General features: G+C 63.7%; 19 protein-coding genes. 3 read left to right on the forward strand and 16 right to left on the reverse strand.

The annotated features are described in order from the left end of the window. Nucleotides 1-7: 7 nt before the first annotated feature. Together BH93_RS15180 and BH93_RS15185 are read right to left on the reverse strand one after the other, a co-directional pair. The gene (locus BH93_RS15180; protein WP_037174381.1) at nucleotides 8-1498 is read right to left on the reverse strand and encodes an aldehyde dehydrogenase family protein; all 1491 of its coding nucleotides are present in this window, start codon (nucleotides 1496-1498) and stop codon (nucleotides 8-10) included. An 86-nt stretch (nucleotides 1499-1584) separates the two neighbouring features. Next, complete coding sequence (locus BH93_RS15185) at nucleotides 1585-2115, reverse strand: DinB family protein (RefSeq protein WP_052065100.1); 531 nt, start codon at nucleotides 2113-2115, stop codon at nucleotides 1585-1587. 58 nt (nucleotides 2116-2173) lie between these two features. Here BH93_RS15185 and BH93_RS15190 point away from each other — a divergent pair, with 58 nt between their 5' ends. Both BH93_RS15190 and BH93_RS15195 read left to right on the forward strand, forming a co-directional pair. Beyond that, complete coding sequence (locus BH93_RS15190) at nucleotides 2174-2428, forward strand: hypothetical protein (protein ID WP_032378219.1); 255 nt, start codon at nucleotides 2174-2176, stop codon at nucleotides 2426-2428. Between the two features lie 137 nt (nucleotides 2429-2565). Beyond that, complete coding sequence (locus BH93_RS15195) at nucleotides 2566-3486, forward strand: YdcF family protein (RefSeq protein WP_052065102.1); 921 nt, start codon at nucleotides 2566-2568, stop codon at nucleotides 3484-3486. Here BH93_RS15195 and BH93_RS15200 read toward each other — a convergent pair. Next, nucleotides 3480-4073, reverse strand: a complete 594-nt coding sequence (locus BH93_RS15200) for a TetR/AcrR family transcriptional regulator (protein ID WP_037173957.1) — start codon at nucleotides 4071-4073, stop codon at nucleotides 3480-3482. The two genes, BH93_RS15195 and BH93_RS15200, sit on opposite strands and share 7 nt — an antisense overlap. 77 nt (nucleotides 4074-4150) lie before the next feature. Here BH93_RS15200 and BH93_RS15205 point away from each other — a divergent pair, with 77 nt between their 5' ends. After that, entirely contained in the window at nucleotides 4151-4630 is a 480-nt protein-coding gene (locus BH93_RS15205) for a DUF4188 domain-containing protein (RefSeq protein WP_037173958.1), read from the forward strand. Between the two features lie 11 nt (nucleotides 4631-4641). Here the strand turns inward: BH93_RS15205 and nuoN are convergent, their stop codons facing one another. The 13 genes from nuoN to BH93_RS15270 all read right to left on the reverse strand — a co-directional run bounded on the left by nuoN (nucleotide 4642) and on the right by BH93_RS15270 (nucleotide 19758). After that, a complete protein-coding gene (gene nuoN, locus BH93_RS15210) occupies nucleotides 4642-6204 on the reverse strand; it encodes an NADH-quinone oxidoreductase subunit NuoN (protein WP_052065103.1) in 1563 nt (520 codons plus the stop codon). After that, entirely contained in the window at nucleotides 6201-7739 is a 1539-nt protein-coding gene (locus BH93_RS15215) for an NADH-quinone oxidoreductase subunit M (protein ID WP_037173960.1), read from the reverse strand. The genes nuoN and BH93_RS15215 overlap by 4 nt, the downstream gene beginning before the upstream one ends. Then, nucleotides 7736-9607 carry an NADH-quinone oxidoreductase subunit L gene (gene nuoL, locus BH93_RS15220; RefSeq protein ID WP_037173961.1) on the reverse strand — a complete coding sequence of 624 codons (1872 nt, stop codon included), beginning with the start codon at nucleotides 9605-9607 and terminating at the stop codon, nucleotides 7736-7738. The genes BH93_RS15215 and nuoL overlap by 4 nt, the downstream gene beginning before the upstream one ends. A 16-nt stretch (nucleotides 9608-9623) precedes the next feature. Then, nucleotides 9624-9923, reverse strand: coding sequence for an NADH-quinone oxidoreductase subunit NuoK (nuoK, locus tag BH93_RS15225; RefSeq protein WP_008717020.1), 300 nt, complete (start codon nucleotides 9921-9923; stop codon nucleotides 9624-9626). Continuing rightward, complete coding sequence (locus BH93_RS15230) at nucleotides 9920-10687, reverse strand: NADH-quinone oxidoreductase subunit J (RefSeq protein ID WP_037173962.1); 768 nt, start codon at nucleotides 10685-10687, stop codon at nucleotides 9920-9922. Before BH93_RS15230 ends, nuoK begins: the two co-directional genes overlap by 4 nt. Beyond that, complete coding sequence (nuoI, locus tag BH93_RS15235) at nucleotides 10684-11229, reverse strand: NADH-quinone oxidoreductase subunit NuoI (protein WP_037173963.1); 546 nt, start codon at nucleotides 11227-11229, stop codon at nucleotides 10684-10686. The genes BH93_RS15230 and nuoI overlap by 4 nt, the downstream gene beginning before the upstream one ends. Further along, nucleotides 11222-12502: an NADH-quinone oxidoreductase subunit NuoH gene (gene nuoH / locus BH93_RS15240; protein ID WP_052065157.1), complete on the reverse strand. Its 1281-nt coding sequence runs from the start codon at nucleotides 12500-12502 to the stop codon at nucleotides 11222-11224. The genes nuoI and nuoH overlap by 8 nt, the downstream gene beginning before the upstream one ends. A 26-nt stretch (nucleotides 12503-12528) precedes the next feature. Further along, nucleotides 12529-14937 carry an NADH-quinone oxidoreductase subunit G gene (locus BH93_RS15245; protein WP_052065158.1) on the reverse strand — a complete coding sequence of 803 codons (2409 nt, stop codon included), beginning with the start codon at nucleotides 14935-14937 and terminating at the stop codon, nucleotides 12529-12531. A gap of 104 nt (nucleotides 14938-15041) precedes the next feature. Then, complete coding sequence (nuoF, locus tag BH93_RS15250) at nucleotides 15042-16343, reverse strand: NADH-quinone oxidoreductase subunit NuoF (RefSeq protein WP_032377105.1); 1302 nt, start codon at nucleotides 16341-16343, stop codon at nucleotides 15042-15044. 1 nt (nucleotide 16344) lies between these two features. Beyond that, nucleotides 16345-17256, reverse strand: a complete 912-nt coding sequence (gene nuoE, locus BH93_RS15255) for an NADH-quinone oxidoreductase subunit NuoE (RefSeq protein WP_037173964.1) — start codon at nucleotides 17254-17256, stop codon at nucleotides 16345-16347. Further along, the gene (gene nuoD / locus BH93_RS15260; protein ID WP_032377103.1) at nucleotides 17253-18551 is read right to left on the reverse strand and encodes an NADH dehydrogenase (quinone) subunit D; all 1299 of its coding nucleotides are present in this window, start codon (nucleotides 18549-18551) and stop codon (nucleotides 17253-17255) included. The genes nuoE and nuoD overlap by 4 nt, the downstream gene beginning before the upstream one ends. Continuing rightward, nucleotides 18551-19207, reverse strand: coding sequence for an NADH-quinone oxidoreductase subunit C (locus BH93_RS15265; protein WP_037173965.1), 657 nt, complete (start codon nucleotides 19205-19207; stop codon nucleotides 18551-18553). Before BH93_RS15265 ends, nuoD begins: the two co-directional genes overlap by 1 nt. After that, complete coding sequence (locus BH93_RS15270; protein ID WP_037173966.1) at nucleotides 19204-19758, reverse strand: NuoB/complex I 20 kDa subunit family protein; 555 nt, start codon at nucleotides 19756-19758, stop codon at nucleotides 19204-19206. Before BH93_RS15270 ends, BH93_RS15265 begins: the two co-directional genes overlap by 4 nt. Nucleotides 19759-19768 lie beyond the last annotated feature (10 nt).

Raw genomic sequence — 19768 nt, forward strand, 5'->3', positions numbered from 1 at the left:
TCGTGCACTATCGGGTACCGAACCACCCCGCCGCTGTAGGTGAGGTGTTGTGCCAAATATGCTTCGCTTCTTGATATTCGGACATACCGGACGGACCGAGTTCACGGCCGTTTCCGGACTGTTTGAAGCCGCCCCATTCCGCGCCCGCCGTGTAGACACCGAAATCGTTGAGCCACACCGTTCCATGACGTAGCCCACGCACCATTCTTTCGCCTCGCGCGGCGTCGGACGTCCGAACTCCCGCAGCGAGACCGTAATTCGTATCGTTGCCCAGCAGCAGCGCTTCGGCCTCGGTGTCGAAGCGCTCCACAGTGAGTATGGGCCCGAATGTCTCCTCCTGCACGATATTCATGGACCGATCGCAATGATCGAAAATCGTGGGCAGAAAATAGCTACCCTTCTCCAGAGCGGGATCGTCCGGTTTCGTTCCACCGATCACCAGCGTTGCACCCTCTTCGATGCCACCCGCGACGAAGCCTTCGATCTTCTCGCGTTGCGCCTGCGACACGAGCGGTCCGGTCTCGCTGGCCGGGTCCATACCCGGACCCATCACGATGGTCTTCGCGCGCTCTGCCACGGCGGCCACGAAACGGTCGGCCACCGATCCCTCGACGATCAGTCGTGTTCCGGCCGAACACACCTGACCGGAATGCAGAAACACTCCGGTCAGCACGTTGTCGACCGAGTCGGCGAACGACTGATCGTCGGCCACCGCGTCGGCGAACACGATATGTGGATTCTTACCGCCGAGTTCGACGGCTACCTTGGTGACGTTCTCGGCGGCAGCGGCCAGGATATGTCTGCCTGTCGCCAGCCCACCGGTGAAGGAAATGAAGTCGACGTCACGGTTTCGGGTGAGCGCATCTCCGAGAACCGCGCCGCTCCCCTGCAGCAGATTGACCACACCCGCAGGTACACCTGCTTCCTCGACCAGCTTGGTGAATGCGATGGTGCTCAATGGGGTCACTTCGCTCGGTTTGAGTACCATCGTGCAACCGGCCGCAAGCGCCGGCGCGATCTTCCACGAGATCTGCAGCAGCGGATAGTTCCACGGTGCGATCATGACGCACACACCGATCGGCTCGTGTACCACGCGGCTGAGAATTTCGGGCCGGTCGACATCGATCAGTCGATCCGCCTGCACCACAGCGAGATCGGCATAGAAGCGGAACACCGACGTGACGTCGTCGATGTCGATCTCACTCTCGCCGAACGTCTTTCCGGTATCGAGGGTCTCGATGTGCGCCAACTTCGCCTTGTCCCGCTGGAGCAAGTCTGCGATGCGATTGAGCAGATCACTGCGCTCACCCACCGTCACCGAGCGCCACGGCCCGTCGTCGAACGCGGACCGCGCCGCTGCCACCGCGCGCAAAGCGTCGTCGGGCGTGGCCTCGTCCACGACGGCTACCGTGCTGCCGTTGGACGGATCGACGATGTCGCGGGTCCCACCGTCACCGGACCCCAGCCACTGCCCGTCGACGAACAACGAGGGGCGCAATGCGGTCGGATCGAATCCTGCGTCGGAGTCGGTCACTCGACACCTTCTTCCGTGTGTGGGCCTGATCGTGTGTCTACGGTATGCCCTCAGCGGCCGGTGACTCCATCGATCTGCTCGCGGATGATGTCCGCATGCCCGTTGTGCCGCGCATATTCGCCGATCATGTGCACGTAGACCATCCTCAGTGACATCGGTCCGCCTCGAAAGTCGACCGGATCCTCGAACGAGTGTCGGGCAGCGACCACGTCCGAGGCCGCACACTCGGCAGCGAATCGCGCGAAGTCCGACTCGGCACCCGATGCCGCCGCTCCCAGGAAGTCGGAGTCCTTACCCAACGCGGCGTCGTACATCGGGTCGAACGACATCGAAGCCAGTCGCTCTCGAAACCAGATGCGTTCGACCTTCGCGAGGTGACGGACGAGTCCGAGAAGGGAGACCGTCGAGTGCGAGAAAGGACGGCGCGCAAGCTGTTCGGCATCGGCACCGGCACAGATGTTCAGCAACGTGGCTCGATGCCAGCGCAGCACTCCCTCGAGCATCGGTCTGTCGTCACCGACGAGTGGACCGTCGACCGGTTCCGGTGTGGGCACTGTCCATGTCTTTCGCCGTTCGGTCATGCACCGATTGTCGAACATGCAACTGCACTGTGCAGCGCAGCGCATTACGGTGGGATTCATGACTATCGAAGATGTGGGCGGCAGACGAACGGTGACGGCGGACGAGCTACTTCTCCTGGTGGGTGATCATCTGCTCATCGAAGAGGGTGTCGCGACCGGATTCATCGAAAGCGCGGGCCAGGTAGCCGAGAGCGTCGCGGTGACAGTGACCGATGGCGTCGACGGAACCACCACGACCGAGCGAGTCTTTCTTCCCGACGCCGAGGTGACCATCGAACCGGCCGACCGCGGACGCGCCCCCGTCACTCTGTGACTTCTCTGCCGGGCAGACGAATACCTGCTCAGAAGTACATTCGTGTAACTCGAACAACTCTGCTCACACCAGTCACACTGGCACCGAATTGAGCTAGGGTGGCGGAGACCCGTCACCACTCGAAAAGGACGTCAGTAGTGCGACAAGGCCGAGTACGACCGACCGTTCGCGTTGCGGTGGTGTCCTGTGCCGCCGCGCTCGCTGTCGGTTTCGGCTCGATCACCGCGGTTGCCGAGCCCGACGCGTCGGCCCCCGCAACCGTCGCCGAGGCAGTCCGTTCGGCCGACGCGCAGCAGTACAACGATGCACAGAACGCTCTGGTCAAAGGCCGATACGATGCCGGTTTCGCCGCGCTGGATGCCGTTGCGGCCGCGGCACCGAACGATGCCAATGTGGCAGCGCTGCAGACGTTCTATGCCAACGCAACCGATGATGCCGCCGCGCGTGCACAGCACTCGGCCCGCCTACGCACCCTGTCCCCTACGCTCGCCGACGCCGTCGATCGAGCCATCGCCGTCATCGACGACGCCGCGACCCGGACGATCGACTTCGCGCCGACGACCGACGGACCGCGGACCGCGATCGTGGTGCTCGGTCTCGGCCTGAACAGCGACGGCAGTATGGCCCCGGAGTTGGTCGAGCGGCTGCGCTCCGCCGTCGCAGTGGCAGAGCGTTCCCCCGAATCCCCCATCATCGTCACCGGCGGGAATCCGCAGAGCGGCATCACCGAGGCCGAAGCGATGAAGAAGTGGCTGATCGACAACGAGATCGCGGACGACCGCATTCATACCGAGGCCACCGCGAATTCGACGGTACAGAACGCGCAGCGCGCCACCTCGCTGGCCGCAGAGATAGGTGCTGAGAATCTGTTGCTCGCAACAACTCCCAGCCACCTTCGGCGAGCGATCTCCGATTTCGAGATCGCCGGTGCCGACGTGATCGGTGCTGCGACATCCACTCCCGACGATCTCCCGGATCTGCCTGCCCTCGCTCCGACGGCACGGTTGGGCATGACCGTCGACGCCACCAAGATCCTCGGGATACCGCGCACCTACTGACGCGTCCACCCTCGTAGCACCGACTCCGTCCCGGCGTCGAACATCGCCCGGCGAATCTCGTCGTCGGGGTTCGTCGGCATCGCCAACTCCAGCGACACCAACCCGTGCACGATCGCCCAGAACGAATGGCTGATCAAGTCGACCGATGCGCCGCTCATGGTGCCGGCCTCGACGGCGCGCGCTACCGCGGCCCGAAGCGGGTCCATCGCTGCGGCGGCGAGTTGCGCCTCTTCGGATACATCGACCGAACCGAGTACGCCGCCGAACATCACCGCGTACAGATGCGGGTTGTGCAGAGCCCAGTGCCGGTAGGCAACGGCAAGTTCGCGTAGATCGACCTCGGGGTCGCCGGTGACGGGAACGCTGCGCTGCGCGTCACCGAAACTCGAGAACGACGCAGCGAACAGGGCGACCAGCAACTCGGCGCGACCACCGAACAGCGAATAGATGGCCGTGGTCGAGGTGCCCTCCGCGGCCGCCAGCTTACGGAGAGACAGCGAGTCGACGCCGTGTTGGGCAACGCTTTCCGCCGCGGCCCCGAGTAGCCGGGTGCGTAGTTCGGCATCGTGAATTCTGGGTCTCGCCACTTGCAAAACTTACCACAACGGTGTTTTATAACGGTGTCACAGTAAGTTCACCTGCCCCGAACAGACAGGAACACGTCATGCAAACCATCATCGACGGCCGCCGCACGGTCGACGCCGACCGCGACACCGTCACGGTCTTCCTCATCGGAATGCGCATCAACAATCCCCTTGCCGTTCGCTCCTGGCTTCCCGCGGTGCGCGCGATGCCGCGGATGCTCAGCCATCTGGAGCAGGATCCCGCCTCAGGACTGCTCGGCTACCACTCATGGTTGGGTCGCACCACCATGCTGGTCAGCTACTGGCGCAACGCGGAAGACCTGACGCGATTCGCCGCCGATCCCGACGCACCACATGCACCCGCCTGGCGCGCCTTCAACCGATCGGTCGCCGCGACCGGGCACGTCGGCGTATGGCACGAAACCTACACGGCGACAGCACAGAACAGTGAAGCGATCTACGTCAACATGCCGTCGTTCGGCCTCGCTGGAGCCATCGGTGGAATCCCGATCGGCACAGGCTCACACACCTGGAAGCAGCGAATGAAATCTGCGAAGTAGGCCCGTACGAGCTAGAGGAAGTTCCCCGCTCGCGTGGCGATATCGAGAACGGGCTGAGGAAAGACTCCCAGTGCCACGGTGACGACCACCGAAACCCCGATCGCGCACGACACCGATGCGGTGGGCCGCACCATCGTGACGGTCCGGTCCGTGGGATCGGTGAAGAACATCAGCACTATCACTCTCACGTAGAAGAACGCCGCGATCGCGCTGCACACCACACCGACCACGACCAATGCTGCTCCCCCGGCACCCGAGGCCGCGCTGAACACCGCAAACTTGCCGATGAAGCCGCTGGTGAGCGGGATACCGGCGAACGAGAGCAAGAACAATCCGAACACTGCGGCAACGAGCGGTGAGCGTCGACCGACACCGGCCCACCGCTCCAGGTCGCCCACCTCACCACGTTCGTCTCGGGCCAGACCGATGACGGCGAATCCACCCAACGTGCTGAAGGCGTAAGCAAGCAGGTAGAACATCGTGGCCGAGGCACCCGAATCACCCACATCACCTGAATTACCCAGCGCGGTCACTCCGGTGAGGATGAACCCGGTGTGCGCCACGGACGAGTAGGCCAGCATGCGTTTGACGTCGGTCTGCGTCACCGCGACAACCGAACCGAGCACCATCGTCGCGATGGCTACCACCCACAGCATCGGCCGCCAACTCGACTCGAGACCGGGCAGTGCCATTCCGAAGATTCGCAGAATCGCACCGAACGCCGCGACCTTGGTCACCGTGGCCATCAGTGCGGTCACCGGCGTGGGGGCACCCTGGTAGACATCTGGAATCCACGAATGAAAGGGCACCGCACCGACTTTGAACAACAAACCCACAGCCAGCAGTGCGGTTCCGATCAGCGCGAGCGATCTTCCCTGACCGTCTGCGGCGATGGCGTCGGCAATGCCGTCCAATCCGACGGTACCGGCATAGCCGTACAGGAACGCGACTCCGAACAGGAAGAACGCGGACGAGAATGCGCCGAGGAGAAAGTATTTCAGCGCCGCCTCCTGGGAGAGTAGCCGCCGTCGCCGGGCCAGACCACACAGGAGATACAGCGGCAGAGACAGTACCTCCAGCGCGACGAACATCGTCAGCAGATCGGTGGACGCCGGAAACAACAGCATGCCGCCGATCGCGAACATCGCCAGTGGAAAGACCTCCGTCTGGGCAACGCCTGCGTCGATGGCCTCCTTCTCCGCGACGCTGCCCGGAGTGGTCGAGGCCTGCGGAGTGAACGAATCGATGCGGCGCTCGGTTCCGGCCCCGGTCAAGGCGACAGTGCGCTCCGCCAGCAAAGCCACGGCCGGGATTGCCACCAGCACAATGGTTCCCTGCAGAAACAGCGTCGGGCCGTCGATGGCCACGGCCCCGTTCATCGCATATGCCTCGGTGCCCGCCAGCCCGAGAACGGCCGCGAGAGCCGCCACCAAACCGGCCAGCGCAAGGCCGAGATGGACCCCACGACGTGCCCGCATCGGTACGAACGCTTCGACGAGGACCCCGAGAACCGCGACACCGAAGACGATCAACATGGGCGACAGCAGTCCGTACTGCACCTCGGGAGTGGTCATCGTTGACCTCCTGCACTGTCGACGATCGTGGATTGCACTGCCGGAGTGATGACATCGAGTGCCGGTTTCGGGTACACCCCGAACACGATCAGCAACGCGAGCAACGGGACCACCACCAACGCCTCACGGGGAACGAGATCGGAGATCTTCTCGCTGCCCTCTCGGACCGGCCCCGTCATCACCCGCTGATAGAGCCAGAGAATGTAGATCGCCGACAGAACGAGCGCACCGGTGGCCACGATCGCGGCGACGCCGTATCGACCGAATGTGCCGATCAGCACCAGGAATTCACTGATGAACGGGGCGAGACCGGGTAGGGAGAGCGTGGCCAGACCAGAGATCAGAAACGTTCCGGCGAGCACCGGCGCGACCTTCTGGACGCCGCCGTAGTCGGCGATCGCCCGCGAACCGCGACGGGACACGAGAAAACCTGCGATCAAGAACAATGCGGCGGTGGAGATTCCGTGGTTGACCATGTACAGCGTGGCACCGGCCTGACTCTGGCCGGTCATCGCGAAGATGCCGAGGATGATGAACCCGAAGTGCGAAATCGAGGTGTAGGCAATGAGTCTCATCATGTCGGTCTGACCGATCGCCAGTATCGCGCCGTACACGATGCCGATCACCGCGAGCGTGATGATCCACGGGGCGAACGTCTGCGACGACTCGGGGAAGAGCTCGAGACAGAAGCGCAGCATCGCGAAGGTGCCGACCTTGTCCACCACCGACATCATCAGCACCGCCGTTGCGGGGGTGGACTGCACTGCGGCGTCGGGTAGCCACGTATGGAACGGCCACAGGGGTGCCTTGATCGCGAACGCAAGCATGAAACCGAGGAACAACGCGTTGAGTACTACCGGATCCACGCCGAGCCCGCCCGATGCCGCCGCATCCGCGATCGTGCGCAGATCGAACGTACCGCCGTCGAACGGGCCACCCGCCCTGGCGGTGACGACGTACAACCCGATGACGGCAGCCAGCATCACCAGGCCACCGAACAGGTTGTACAGCAGGAACTTCACCGCGGCGCGCGTGCGCTCGGTACCACCGAAACCACCGATGAGGAAGTACATCGGAATCAGCATCGCCTCGAAGAAGATGTAGAACAGCAGTACGTCCAAGGCGAGGAACGAAACGATCACCATCGACTCGACCACCAGGATCAACGCCATGTAGGTGTGCGAGACCCGGCGCGATCCGTAGTTCGCCACGCGGCTGCCGTCGTTCCAGCCCGCAACGAGGAGCAGTGGGGTCAGGACGGTGGTGAGCAACACCAGCACGAGACCGATTCCGTCGAGGCCGAGCGTGTAGCGCGCACCGAATGCCGCTATCCAGGAATGGTCTTCGAGGAACTGGTATCGATCGCCACCGGAGTCGAACGCGACCGCGAGTACCACCGACACAGCGAGGGTGCCGGTGGCGAAACCCACGGCGACACCACGCGCGATCGTCGGACGATCCGCCGGCACCAGGGCGACGACGATCGCGCCGAGTACCGGCAGAACCCACAGGACGGTCAACCAGGGGATCGTCACAGGACCACCACCATCAGCACGACGAGAACGGCCCCGGCGAACGTCGCCAACGCATAGGACCGTACGAAACCGGTCTGGAGCCCCCTGGATCGACTCGACACTCCGCCGATCGATCTCCCCACCCCATCCACGACCGCGTCGATACCAGCTGTATCGGCGTATACCATTGTGCTCGTGAGCTTTTGACCGGGTCGCATGAATGCTGCCTCGTTGAAGGCGTCGCCGTACAGATCGGCGCGTGCGGCTCTGGTCAGCACCGATACATCCTCGGGTGGGGTCGGGGGAACGTCTCGGGCGATGTACTTCCGGTACGCGACGCCTGCGCCCACGAGTACCACTGCCAGAACTGCGACAGTGACGACCCAGGCAGGAATCGCGTGCTCCTCGTGCGCCGATCCCACCACCGGTTCCAGCCAGCTCTCGAGGCGGCCACCCACCGCGAGGAAAGCTCCCGATGCCACCGAGCCCACGGCCAACAAAATCATGGGAGCCGTCATCGTCGCCGACGCTTCGTGCGGATGTGCCTGCGCTGCCCACCGTTTCGGGCCGAAGAACGTCATCAGCATCACTCGAGTCATGTAGAAGGCCGTCAGACCCGCACCGAGCAACGTCACGCAGCCGAGCACCACACCTGCCGCTCCCCCCGCCGCGAACGCGACCTCGATGATCGGATCCTTGGCGAAGAAGCCGGAGAAGGGCGGTACTCCGATGATGGCGAGGTAGCCGAGACCGAACGTGACGAACGTGATCGGCATCGCGGCGCGGAGCCCGCCGAACCGTCGCATGTCGGTCTCGTCGTTCATCGCGTGCATCACCGAGCCGGCACCCAGGAACAAGCCTGCCTTGAAGAACCCGTGCGAGAGTAACAGCACAATGGCGAAGGCGTAGCCGGACGGGCCGAGTCCGGCCGCGAGCACCATGTACCCGATCTGACTCATCGTCGAGGCCGCGAGCGCCTTCTTGATGTCGTCTTTCGCACAACCGATCACGGCACCGAACAGCAATGTCACCGCACCAACCGTGACCGTTGCTGCACGGGCGGCCGGCGACGCCTCGAACACCGGTCCGGATCGGACGATGAGATACACCCCGGCGGTGACCATCGTCGCCGCGTGAATGAGTGCGGAGACCGGAGTGGGGCCCTCCATGGCGTCGCCGAGCCACGACTGCAGCGGCACCTGCGCCGACTTTCCGCAGGCGGCCAGCAGCAACATCAGTGCCATCGCGGTGGCCACCGATTCACTCGCATCCCCGATTCCGGTGAACACCACGTCGTATTGCACCGACCCGAAGTTCACGAACATGATCATCAGGGCGATCGCCAGGCCGATATCGCCGACGCGGTTGACCACGAACGCTTTTCGAGCTGCCGAGGCGGCCGACGGCTTGTGTTGCCAGAATCCGATGAGCAGGTACGACGCCAGGCCGACACCCTCCCACCCCAGATACAGGCCGAGGAAGTTGTCGGCCAGCACCAGCAGCAGCATGGCGGCGAGAAACAGATTGAGGTACGCGAAGAAGCGCCGACGTTCCGCGTCGTGGCTCATGTATCCGATCGAGTACACGTGAATGAGCGACCCGACTCCGGTGATCAACAGGACGAAACAGATCGACAGCTGATCGGCGCGCAGTCCGAAGTCGACCTGCAATTCGTCGACGGGAACCCAGCGGAACAGAGTCTCGGTGATCGCTCTGTTCGACTCGTCACGCCCCAGCATCGAGGCGAACACCAGTGCTGCGAACACGAACGACGACACCGCTGCTGCCGTCGCAACCAGGTGCCCCCACGGGTTGCAGCGCCGGCCACCGAGCAGCAGGACGGCCGCACCGAACGCCGGCAGAGCCGGGAGAAGCCACAGGATCGACATCGTTTCTGCTCCCCCGTCAGTTCTTCATCAGAGAGTTCTCGTCCATCGAGATCGAGCGACGAGAACGGAAGATGGCCATGATGATCGCCAGGCCCACCACCACCTCGGCAGCAGCGACCACCATGGTGAAGAACGCGAACAACTGGCCGTCCAGATTGCCGTGCATGCGGGAGAACGTGACGAACGCGAGATTGACTGCGTTGAGCATCAATTCGATGCACATGAACACGATGATGGCGTTACGCCTGACGATGACTCCCGCCGCGCCGATCGTGAACAGCAGAACCGATAGATAGAGGTAGTTCTCGGGATTCATCGCTCGTCACCCCCGTCCACCTTGTACTGGCTCCGTCGATCGGCGAACAGGGCGTTGACGGACGACTCCGACTCGCTTCCGTCCGGCAGCAGAGCGCGGCGATCCACGCCGTTGTGACGGGCGAACACACCGGGGCTCGGCAGCGGCGTCACCCGGGAGCCGTCGCGAAACCGGTCCTGCGACATCTCTCGCTGACCCTTCACCGGTCCCAGAGCCTCCCGGTGCGCCAGGATCATCGCCCCGATGGTGGCCGTGATCAACAGCGCTCCGGTCAGCTCGAACGCCCATACGTACTCGACGAAGATCAGCTCGGCCAGGCCTTCGACGTTTCCGGTGGAGTTGGCCAGGTCGAGCCCGACGAAATCGAGTCGACCGGCGCGTGCCGAGTCGCGCAGCAGCACCCCGATGATCAACAGCCCGAAGCCGATTCCGATGACGACGGCCGCGATACGGTGCCCTCGCAACGTCTCGGTCAAGGACTCCGAGGTGTCGACCCCGACGAGCATCAGGACGAACAGAAACAGCATCATGACCGCACCGGTGTAGACGACGATCTGCACGACACCGAGGAACAGCGCCCCCTGCGCCATGTAGAAGGTTGCGAGCACCACCATGGTGGCGGCGAGAAACAGTGCCGAGTAGACAGCTTTCGTGCTCATCACCACACCCAGAGCGCCGAGGACCGCAACGACACCGAGGGTCCAGAATTGCACGGCCTCACCGGTGGAGGTTGCCTCGAGGGCGAGTGACACTGCGGCAGTCATCGAACCGGACCGCGATCGGTGTCGGGCTCGCTCTCGGCACCGGTGACGGTGCCGCGGTAGTAGTCATCGGCCGAACGCCCCGGTGCCATCGCGTGTGGTGGTGCCACCATGTCCGGCTCCAGCGGTGCCAGCAGTGAATCCTTCTCGTAGATCAGGTCTGCTCGGTTGTCACCGGCGAGTTCGTATTCGTTGGTCATCGTCAGAGCCCTTGTGGGACAGGCCTCCACACACAATCCGCAGCCGATGCACCGAAGATAGTTGATCTGGTAGACCCCGCCGTATCGCTCGCCCGGCGAGAATCGCTCGGTCTCGGTGTTGTCGGCTCCTTCGACGTAGATCGCGTCGGCCGGACAGGCCCACGCGCAGAGCTCGCAGCCGATGCACTTCTCGAGGCCGTCGGCGTATCGGTTGAGCTGATGCCGACCGTGGTAGCGAACCTCGGTCGGTTTCTTCTCCTCCGGATACAGTTCGGTCTCGGGTTTCTTGAACATCGTGGCGAAGGTGACACCGAATCCGGCGATGGGACCGAGGAATTCAGGCATCGGCGTTCTCCTTCTGTGACCGGGCCGGGTGTGACCGCGCACCGGCGTGCCGGCTCGCAATCGTCGCGCCCTGCTTGGGGATGGGAGGAATCGGGAATCCGCCTGCCACGGCATCGAATTCTTCGGTGGGCGGCGGAGGCAGAACGTTCCGGATACGTGCACGCTTTCGCAGCATGAGCAGCAGAGAACCCAGAACGGCGACCGCGAAGATCATCGACGCGACGAACGTGACGAGAGGCACGTCGTACCTACCGGTGCCGAGTACCCGCACCGTCGCGATCACCATCACCCAGATCAGAGCGACGGGAATGAGGATCTTCCAGCCGAAGTTCATGAATTGGTCGTATCGCAGCCTCGGCAACGTCGACCGCAGCCAGATGAAGACGAACAGGAACACCCACACCTTGACGACGAACCACAGCACCGGCCACCATCCCGAATTGGCACCGCTCCACAGACTCAACGGAATCGGAGCCCGCCAGCCGCCCAGGAACAACGTGGTCGCGAGCGCCGACACCGTGACCATGTTGATGTACTCGGCAAGCATGAACATCGCGAAACGCAAGGACGAGTATTCGGTGTGGAACCCGCCCACCAATTCCCCTTCGGCCTCGGGCAAGTCGAAGGGTGCGCGGTTGGTTTCACCGACCATCGCCGTCACGTACACCAGGAACGACGGCAGGAGCAACAGCACGTACCAGGTGTTCTGTTGCGCAGCAACGATTCCGGACGTAGACATGGTCCCCGCGTACAGGAATACCGCAGCGAACGACAGGCCCATCGCGACCTCGTAGGAAATGACCTGCGCCGTCGAACGGAGTGCACCCAGCAACGGATACGTCGAATTCGACGCCCAGCCAGCCAGGACGATTCCGTACACACCCACCGAGGTGACCGCGAGGATGTACAGAACCCCCACCGGCAGGTCGGTCATCTGCAGCGGAGTCGTGGTGCCGAAAACCGACACCTCGGGCCCGAACGGAATCACCGCAAAGGCCATGAAGGCAGGGACCACCGAAATGATCGGAGCCAGAATGTAAATCGGCTTGTCGACACCGGTCGGAGTGATTCCCTCTTTCAGCGCAAGCTTGATTCCGTCCATCAGCGACTGCAACAGTCCCCACGGACCGACCCGATTGGGCCCGACGCGCATCTGCATCCACGCCATGATCTTGCGTTCGGCATAGATCGCAACGAGCGGTGTGAGAACCAAGAATACGAAGACCGCCAAGGCCTTGCCGATCACCAACCACCACGGGTCGGTGCCGAACATCGACAGATCGGTCGGCGCGGAGACGATCACGATGCCTCACTTTCGCGTGGCTCCACCGTCTGTGCAGGCTCCGCCCTGCGCAGCCTGACCACCGCACCCGACTCCGCGCCGAGTGAGCGGTACACCGAGGAACCGGGCGAGTTCATCGGTACCCACACCACGTTGTCGGGTAGATCGGTTACTTTCAGCGGCAACGTGATCGAGCCACCGTCCGTCTCGACACTCACCCAGTCACCGGCCTCCGCCTCGATGGCCGACGCAGTCGCTGCGGACAGTCGGACCGTAGGCGGGCGACCGGTCTTCGCGAGATCGTCCTCGCCGTCCTGCATCCGTCCCGAATCGATGAGCATCCGCCACGTCGCCAGAATCGCCTCCCCGGGCTCGAGCGACGGCGTTTCCGCGCGCGGACTCACTCGGGCCACGGCGATCCGCGATCCGTTCCAGCCACCCAAACGGGCCAGCTCACTGCGCGCCGCAGCCGCGTCGGGTAGCGACAGCTCGATGCCCATCTGTTCGGCGATGGCATCGAGAACGCGTTGATCGGGCAGTACCGCGCCTGCACCGAGTGCAGTGTCGAATGCGCGTGGTCTGCCCTCCCAGTCCACGAAGGTTCCCTGTTTGTCGACTACCGGTGCCACCGGGAACACCACGTCGGCGCGCTCGGTGATCGCGCTGTGTCGAAGTTCGAGACTGACCACGAACGCCGATCGATCCACCGCGTCGAGCGCGGCGCGCGGATCGGGTAGATCGTCCGGGTCGATTCCAGCAGTGATCAGAACGCGATCGGGACCGGCGTCCGCCAGTATCGCGCCGGTATCTCGACCCACGTCAGCGGGAAGTTCGGCCACTCCCCACACGGCTGCCACCTCGGCGCGCGCCGACGCATCGACCACAGGCCGCCCGCCCGGCAGCACATTCGGCAGTGTGCCGGCGTCGAGCGCGCCGCGTTCTCCTGCACGTCGCGGAATCCACGCCAACTTTGCTCCGGTGTCGTCGGCCAACTTCGACGCTGCGGACAGTCCGCCGGAGACAGTGCCGAGCCGCTCACCGACGAGAACGATCGATCCGGGCTCGCGGAGGAGTTGGGCAATGGATTCGGTGCCTCGATCGCCGACGTGCAAGGCGTCGAGCCAGTGTGGCTCGTCGCCTGGAACCGATTGCAGCAGAACACCATCGAGTTTGCGTAGACCTCGACTGGCCCAGGGCGCGATCGAAGCCACCACCAGCCCCCGAGTACGGTGCGCCTTACGCAGTCTCAGGAACACCAGTGGCGATTCTTCCTCGGGCTCGAAGCCGACCAACACCACCACGGGCGCATTTTCGAGGTCGGTATAGGTGACTTCCAACCCGGTCCCTGCGATTCGACCGGCCAGGAAGTCGGCTTCCTCTGCGCTGTGACTACGGTTGCGAAAGTCGATATCGTTGGTGTGCAGTACCGTTCGAGCGAACTTGGCGTACGCGTAGGAGTCTTCGAGGGTCGATCTTCCGCCCACGAGTACCGCGGCACGACCGATGGACGCGGCCAATCCGGCTGCTGCGGCCGCCAGTGCAGCCGACCACGACGTCTCGATCAAAGCGCCCGACTCGTCTCGGATCATCGGGGCGGTGATGCGGTCCGGCTCGGTGGCGTAGTGGAACGCCCAGCGGCCCTTGTCACAGTTCCATTCATCGTTGACCTGGGGATCGTCTCCCGCCAGACGTCGAAGAACCTTGCCGCGTCGGTGGTCGGTACGTTGAGCGCAGCCTCCTGCACAGTGCTCGCACACGCTCGGCGACGAGGTCAGGTCGTAGGGTCGGGCTCGGAACCGATACTCGGTGTTCGTCAGTGCCCCCACCGGGCAGATCTGGACGGTATTTCCCGAGAAGTAGGAGTCGAACGGTTCGTTACCGAAGATGCCCACCTGCTGCACCGCACCTCGTTCGAGCAACTCGATGGACGGATCTCCGGCAACCTGAGCCGCGAAGCGAGTGCACCGAGCGCACAGGACACAACGTTCCCGATCGAGCAGAACCTCGGCCGACAGCGGAATCGGCTTGGGATAGGTACGTTTGGTCTCGGTGAACCTGGACTCGGTGCGGCCCGCAGCCATCGCCTGGTTCTGCAGTGGACATTCACCGCCCTTGTCGCACACCGGGCAATCGAGGGGGTGGTTGATGAGCAACAACTCCATGACCCCGCGCTGTGCCTTGTCCGCGACCTCCGACGTCACCTGAGTACGCACGACCATGCCGTCGGCCACCGTCGTCGTACAGGACGCCAACGGCTTGCGTTGCCCCTCGACATCGACCAGACATTGCCGGCAGGCACCCACCGGATCGAGCAGCGGATGATCGCAGAAGCGCGGTATCTGCACACCCATCAACTCGGCAGCGCGAATCACCAATGTGCCCTTGGGAACACTGATCTCGTGGTCGTCGATGGTCAACGTCACCATCTCGACCCCGGTGACCGACTGATCGGGGCTGGCAGGAGTGGAGCCTGCGGAACGACCAGAGGGCGCAGGAGTGGAGCCTGCGGAACGACCGGGTGTCGGTGCAGTCATGACGTCAGCTCCTCTGCCATCAGGGTCGATCGGTGCGGGTCGAATGGGCATCCCTGCTCGGTGACGTGACGGATGTACTCGTCGCGGAAGTACTTCAGTGAGGACACGATGGGGCTGGCGGCACCGTCTCCCAACGCGCAGAAAGACTTTCCGGCGATGCCGTCCGCGATGTCGAGCAGAGTGGCCAGGTCACCCTCGGTACCGGTACCACCGTCGAGGCGCCTGAGGATCTGCACCAGCCAGTAGGTCCCCTCCCGGCACGGTGTGCATTTGCCGCAGGATTCGTGTGCGTAGAACTCGGTCCACCGCAACACCGCTCGCACCACACATGTCGTGTCGTCGAAGATCTGCAGTGCCTTGGTACCCAACATCGATCCGGCGGCACCGACGCCCTCGTAGTCGAGTGGGACATCGAGATGGTCGCCGGTGAACATCGGTGTCGAGGATCCTCCCGGCGTCCAGAACTTCAGTTCGTGTCCCGGTCTGATCCCGCCCGCGTAGCCGAGCAACTCCCGCAGCGTGATTCCCAGCGGTGCCTCGTACTGGCCCGGACGGCAGACGTGGCCAGAGATGGAATACAGCGTGAAACCGGGCGACTTCTCGCTGCCCATCGACCGGAACCACTCGATTCCCTTGCGCAGGATCACTGGAACGCTGGCGATCGATTCGACGTTGTTCACCACGGTCGGGCGCGCGTACAGGCCCGCCACTGCGGGGAACGGTGGCCGCAGCCGAGGTTGCCCCCGCCGACCCTCCAACGAATCCAGCAGGGCTGTCTCCTCTCCGCAGATGTACGCACCGGCTCCGGCGTGGATCACCAACTCGAGGTCGAAACTCGATCCGAGAACGCCCTTTCCCAGATAGCCCGCCGCGTAGGCCTCGGCGACCGCGGCCTGCAGCCTGCGCAGCACCGGCACCACTTCACCTCGGACGTACACGAAGGCGTGGGATGCACGAATTGCGTACGCGGCGATCACGATTCCCTCGATCAGCGTATGCGGACTCGCCATCAGCAGCGGCATGTCCTTGCAGGTACCCGGCTCGGACTCGTCGGCATTGACCACCAGATAGTGCTCTTTGCCGTCGTTCTGGGGTATGAAGCTCCACTTCGTTCCGGTAGGAAAGCCCGCACCACCCCTGCCACGCAGGCCGGATTCCTTGACGAAGGCGATGAGGTCGTCGGGGTCCATCGCGAGGGCCTTCTCGAGCCCCGCGTACCCGTCGTGACTTCGGTAGGTGTCGAGAGTCCACGAGTCCTTCTCGTCCCAGAACTCGCTCAAGACCGGCGTCAGGGCCATGTCACTCCCCCTTCGTCGATGGATCGGTCTCGGTGGTGTTCGGCTGTGGTGGCACGGTGGCCGAGGGCGCCGGCGCAGGCTTGTCTCGCACCGTCTCCGCTACTGCTTCGGCTCCGACATCGGGGGTCTCGACATCGGGGTGCCCGTCGTCCGGGTTCGATGCGACCTCGGGAGCAGACATCGCGTGCTCTCGGGCGTAGCGCAGACCGGTGAGAGTGGCTTCGCCTGCGCCACCGGATGATTCGACCGCCTCGGGGCGGTCATCGGGAAATCCGGCGAGAATTCGTTCGGTCTCACGAAACGTGCACAGTGGCGTTCCACGCGTCGGGGTGACCTGGGCACCGGATCGAAGTGCATCGACCAGATCCCGCGCAGAAGACGGGGTGCTGTTGTCGAAGAACTCCCAATTGACCATCATCACCGGTGCGTAGTCGCACGCGGCGTTGCATTCGATGTGTTCGAGAGTGATGGTGCCGTCGGCGGTCGTCTCGCCATGCTCGATGTCGAGGTGGTCGCGCAGGGTGTCCATGATGGCGTCGCCGCCCATGACGGCGCACAGGGTATTGGTGCACACGCCGACGCGGTACGTCCCCGTGGGCTCGCGGCGGTACATCGAATAGAACGTTGCGACGGCAGTGACCTCCGCACCGGTGAGTTCGAGTACGTCGGAACAGAATTCGATTCCTGCGGGGGTGAGGAAGCCATCCTCGGATTGCACGAGGTGCAACAACGGCAGCAGTGCCGATCTGGCCTGCGGATAGCGCGCGACAACGATGGCGGCGTCGGCGTGCAGCCGGGCGAGCACCTCGGGGGCATACGACGTTCGTGCACCGCGCCCGGCCAGTTGCACCGCCTCGTCCGGGCGGGCTCCGAGTTGAATCAGCACCGGCTCCGGGTGCGGCTGCGCGGTCATCGGTCCACCCCACCCATCACCGGGTCGATACTGGCGACCGCGGCTATGACGTCGGAGATCATGCCGCCCTCGCACATCGCGGCCACTGCCTGCAGATTGGTGAAGGAAGGGTCTCTGAAATGCACTCGGTACGGCCGTGTCCCGCCGTCGCTGACGATGTGGACGCCCAGCTCACCGCGAGGTGACTCCACCGACGACAGCACCTGCCCGGCCGGGACTCGCATCCCCTCGGTCACCAGTTTGAAGTGGTGGATCAGTGATTCCATCGAGGTGTTCATGATGGTGCGCACGTGATCCTGCGAGTTGCCGAGGCCATCGGGTCCCGACACCAGATCGGCAGGCCAGGCGATCTTCTTGTCGTCGATGACGACGGGACCCGGACGGAGGCGATCGAGGGTCTGTTCGACGATCTTGAGTGACTCCTTCATCTCCTCGACCCGGATCAGATAGCGCCCGTAACAGTCGCTTCCGGTGTCGGTCACCACGTCGAACTCGTAGCTGTCGTATCCGCAGTAGGGATCGGCGCGGCGCAGATCGTAGGGCAGTCCGGTCGATCGAAGCACCGGGCCGGTGACGCCGAGGGCCATGCATCCGGTGAGGTCCAGGTAGCCGACGTTCTCGGTTCTGGCCTTCCAGATCGGGTTGTCGTTGAGCATGAGTTCGAGATCTCGAAGGCGTCCGGGCAGCACCCGGAGAAGCTCGCGCACCTTCTCGATCGCATCGTCCGGGAGATCCTGAGACAGCCCTCCCGGACGGATGTAGGCGTGATTCATCCGGAGCCCGGTGATGGCCTCGAAGACGTCGAGGATCAGTTCTCGCTCGCGGAAGCCGAACAGCATCGCTGTTACCGCACCCAATTCCATTCCGCCCGTTGCCAATGCAACCAAGTGGGACGAAATTCGATTCAGCTCCATCAGCATCACCCGGATCACCGTCGCGCGCTCGGGAATGTCATCGGTGATGTCGAGCAGCTTTTCCACGCCGAGGCAGTACGCCGTCTCGTTGAAGAACGGCGACAGGTAATCCATACGGGTGACGAACGTGACGCCCTGGGTCCAATTGCGATACTCGAGGTTCTTCTCGATTCCGGTGTGCAGGTAGCCGATCCCGCATCGAGCCTCGGTGACGGTCTCGCCCTCGATCTCGAGAATCAACCGCAGTACCCCGTGGGTGGACGGGTGTTGCGGACCCATGTTCACCACGATCCGTTCGGTGCCGGACCCGCGCGCCAGTTCGACGACGTCGTCCCAGTCCTGGCCCGATACCGCGTAGATGGTTTCGTCTGTTGCGCTCATCAGTTGTACGACCTGCGCTCGTTCGGGGGCGCGACCCGAGCGCCCTTGTACTCGATGGGAATTCCGCCCAGCGGATAGTCCTTGCGTTGCGGGTGACCGACCCAGTCGTCGGGCATCTCGATACGCGTCAGTGCAGGGTGACCGTCGAACACGATGCCGAAGAAGTCGTAGACCTCGCGTTCGTGCCAGTCGTTGGTGGGATACACCCCGCAGAGCGAGGGCGTGTGCGGATCTGCATCGGGCACGGCGACTTCGAGTCGCAGGCGACGTCCGTGTGTGATGGAGACGAGGTGATAGACCACATGCAATTCGCGGCCGACCTGATCCGGGTAATGCACACCCGATGCGCCCGTACACAACTCGAATCGCAGCTCCTCGTCGTCACGCAGCGTCCGGGCCACCACGGGAACAAGCTGCCGCGTGAGATGCAACGTCAACTCGCCCCGATGGATCACCACGCGTTCGACGGCGTCCTCGTACGACACAGCACCGGCTTCGAGAACTGCGGCCAGCCGGTCGACCACTGCATCGAAGTAGCCGCCGTAGGGACGCACGGCGGTGTCGATCGCTGCCACCGGAGGCTGTAGTCGGCCGTAACCGGATGTGTCACCGGTGCCCTGGACACCGAACATCCCGCGGGGTCCGTGCGCGGTCATCGCAGCAGTCCTTTGAGATCGATCGTCGGGGTGGACGACAGCGCCGCGGCTTCGGCTGCCGCGCGCACCTGCTCGCGATTCACGCCGAGCGGCATTTCCTGAATCTTCTTGTGCAGCTCCAGGATTGCGTTGAGCAACATCTCCGGCCGCGGCGGGCAACCCGGCAGATAGATGTCGACGGGAACGATGTGGTCGACGCCTTGGACCACCGCGTAATTGTTGAACATTCCGCCCGAGGACGCGCAGACCCCCATGGCCAGCACCCATTTGGGTTCGGCCATCTGGTCGTACACCTGCCGCAGCACCGGACCCATCTTCTGGCTGACGCGCCCCGCCACGATCATCAGATCCGCTTGGCGCGGAGACGCGCGAAACGCTTCCATACCGAATCGGGCGAGGTCGAACCGACCGGACGTAGTGGCCATCATTTCGATCGCGCAGCACGCGAGACCGAATGTGGCCGGCCACAGCGAACCCTTACGGGCGTATCCGGCCAACCCTTCGACGGTGGTCAGCAGAAATCCACTGGGTAGCTTCTCTTCGAGTCCCATCGATCACGCT

This window comes from Rhodococcoides fascians A25f (assembly GCF_000760935.2).
Classification (GTDB): Bacteria; Actinomycetota; Actinomycetes; order Mycobacteriales; family Mycobacteriaceae; genus Rhodococcoides.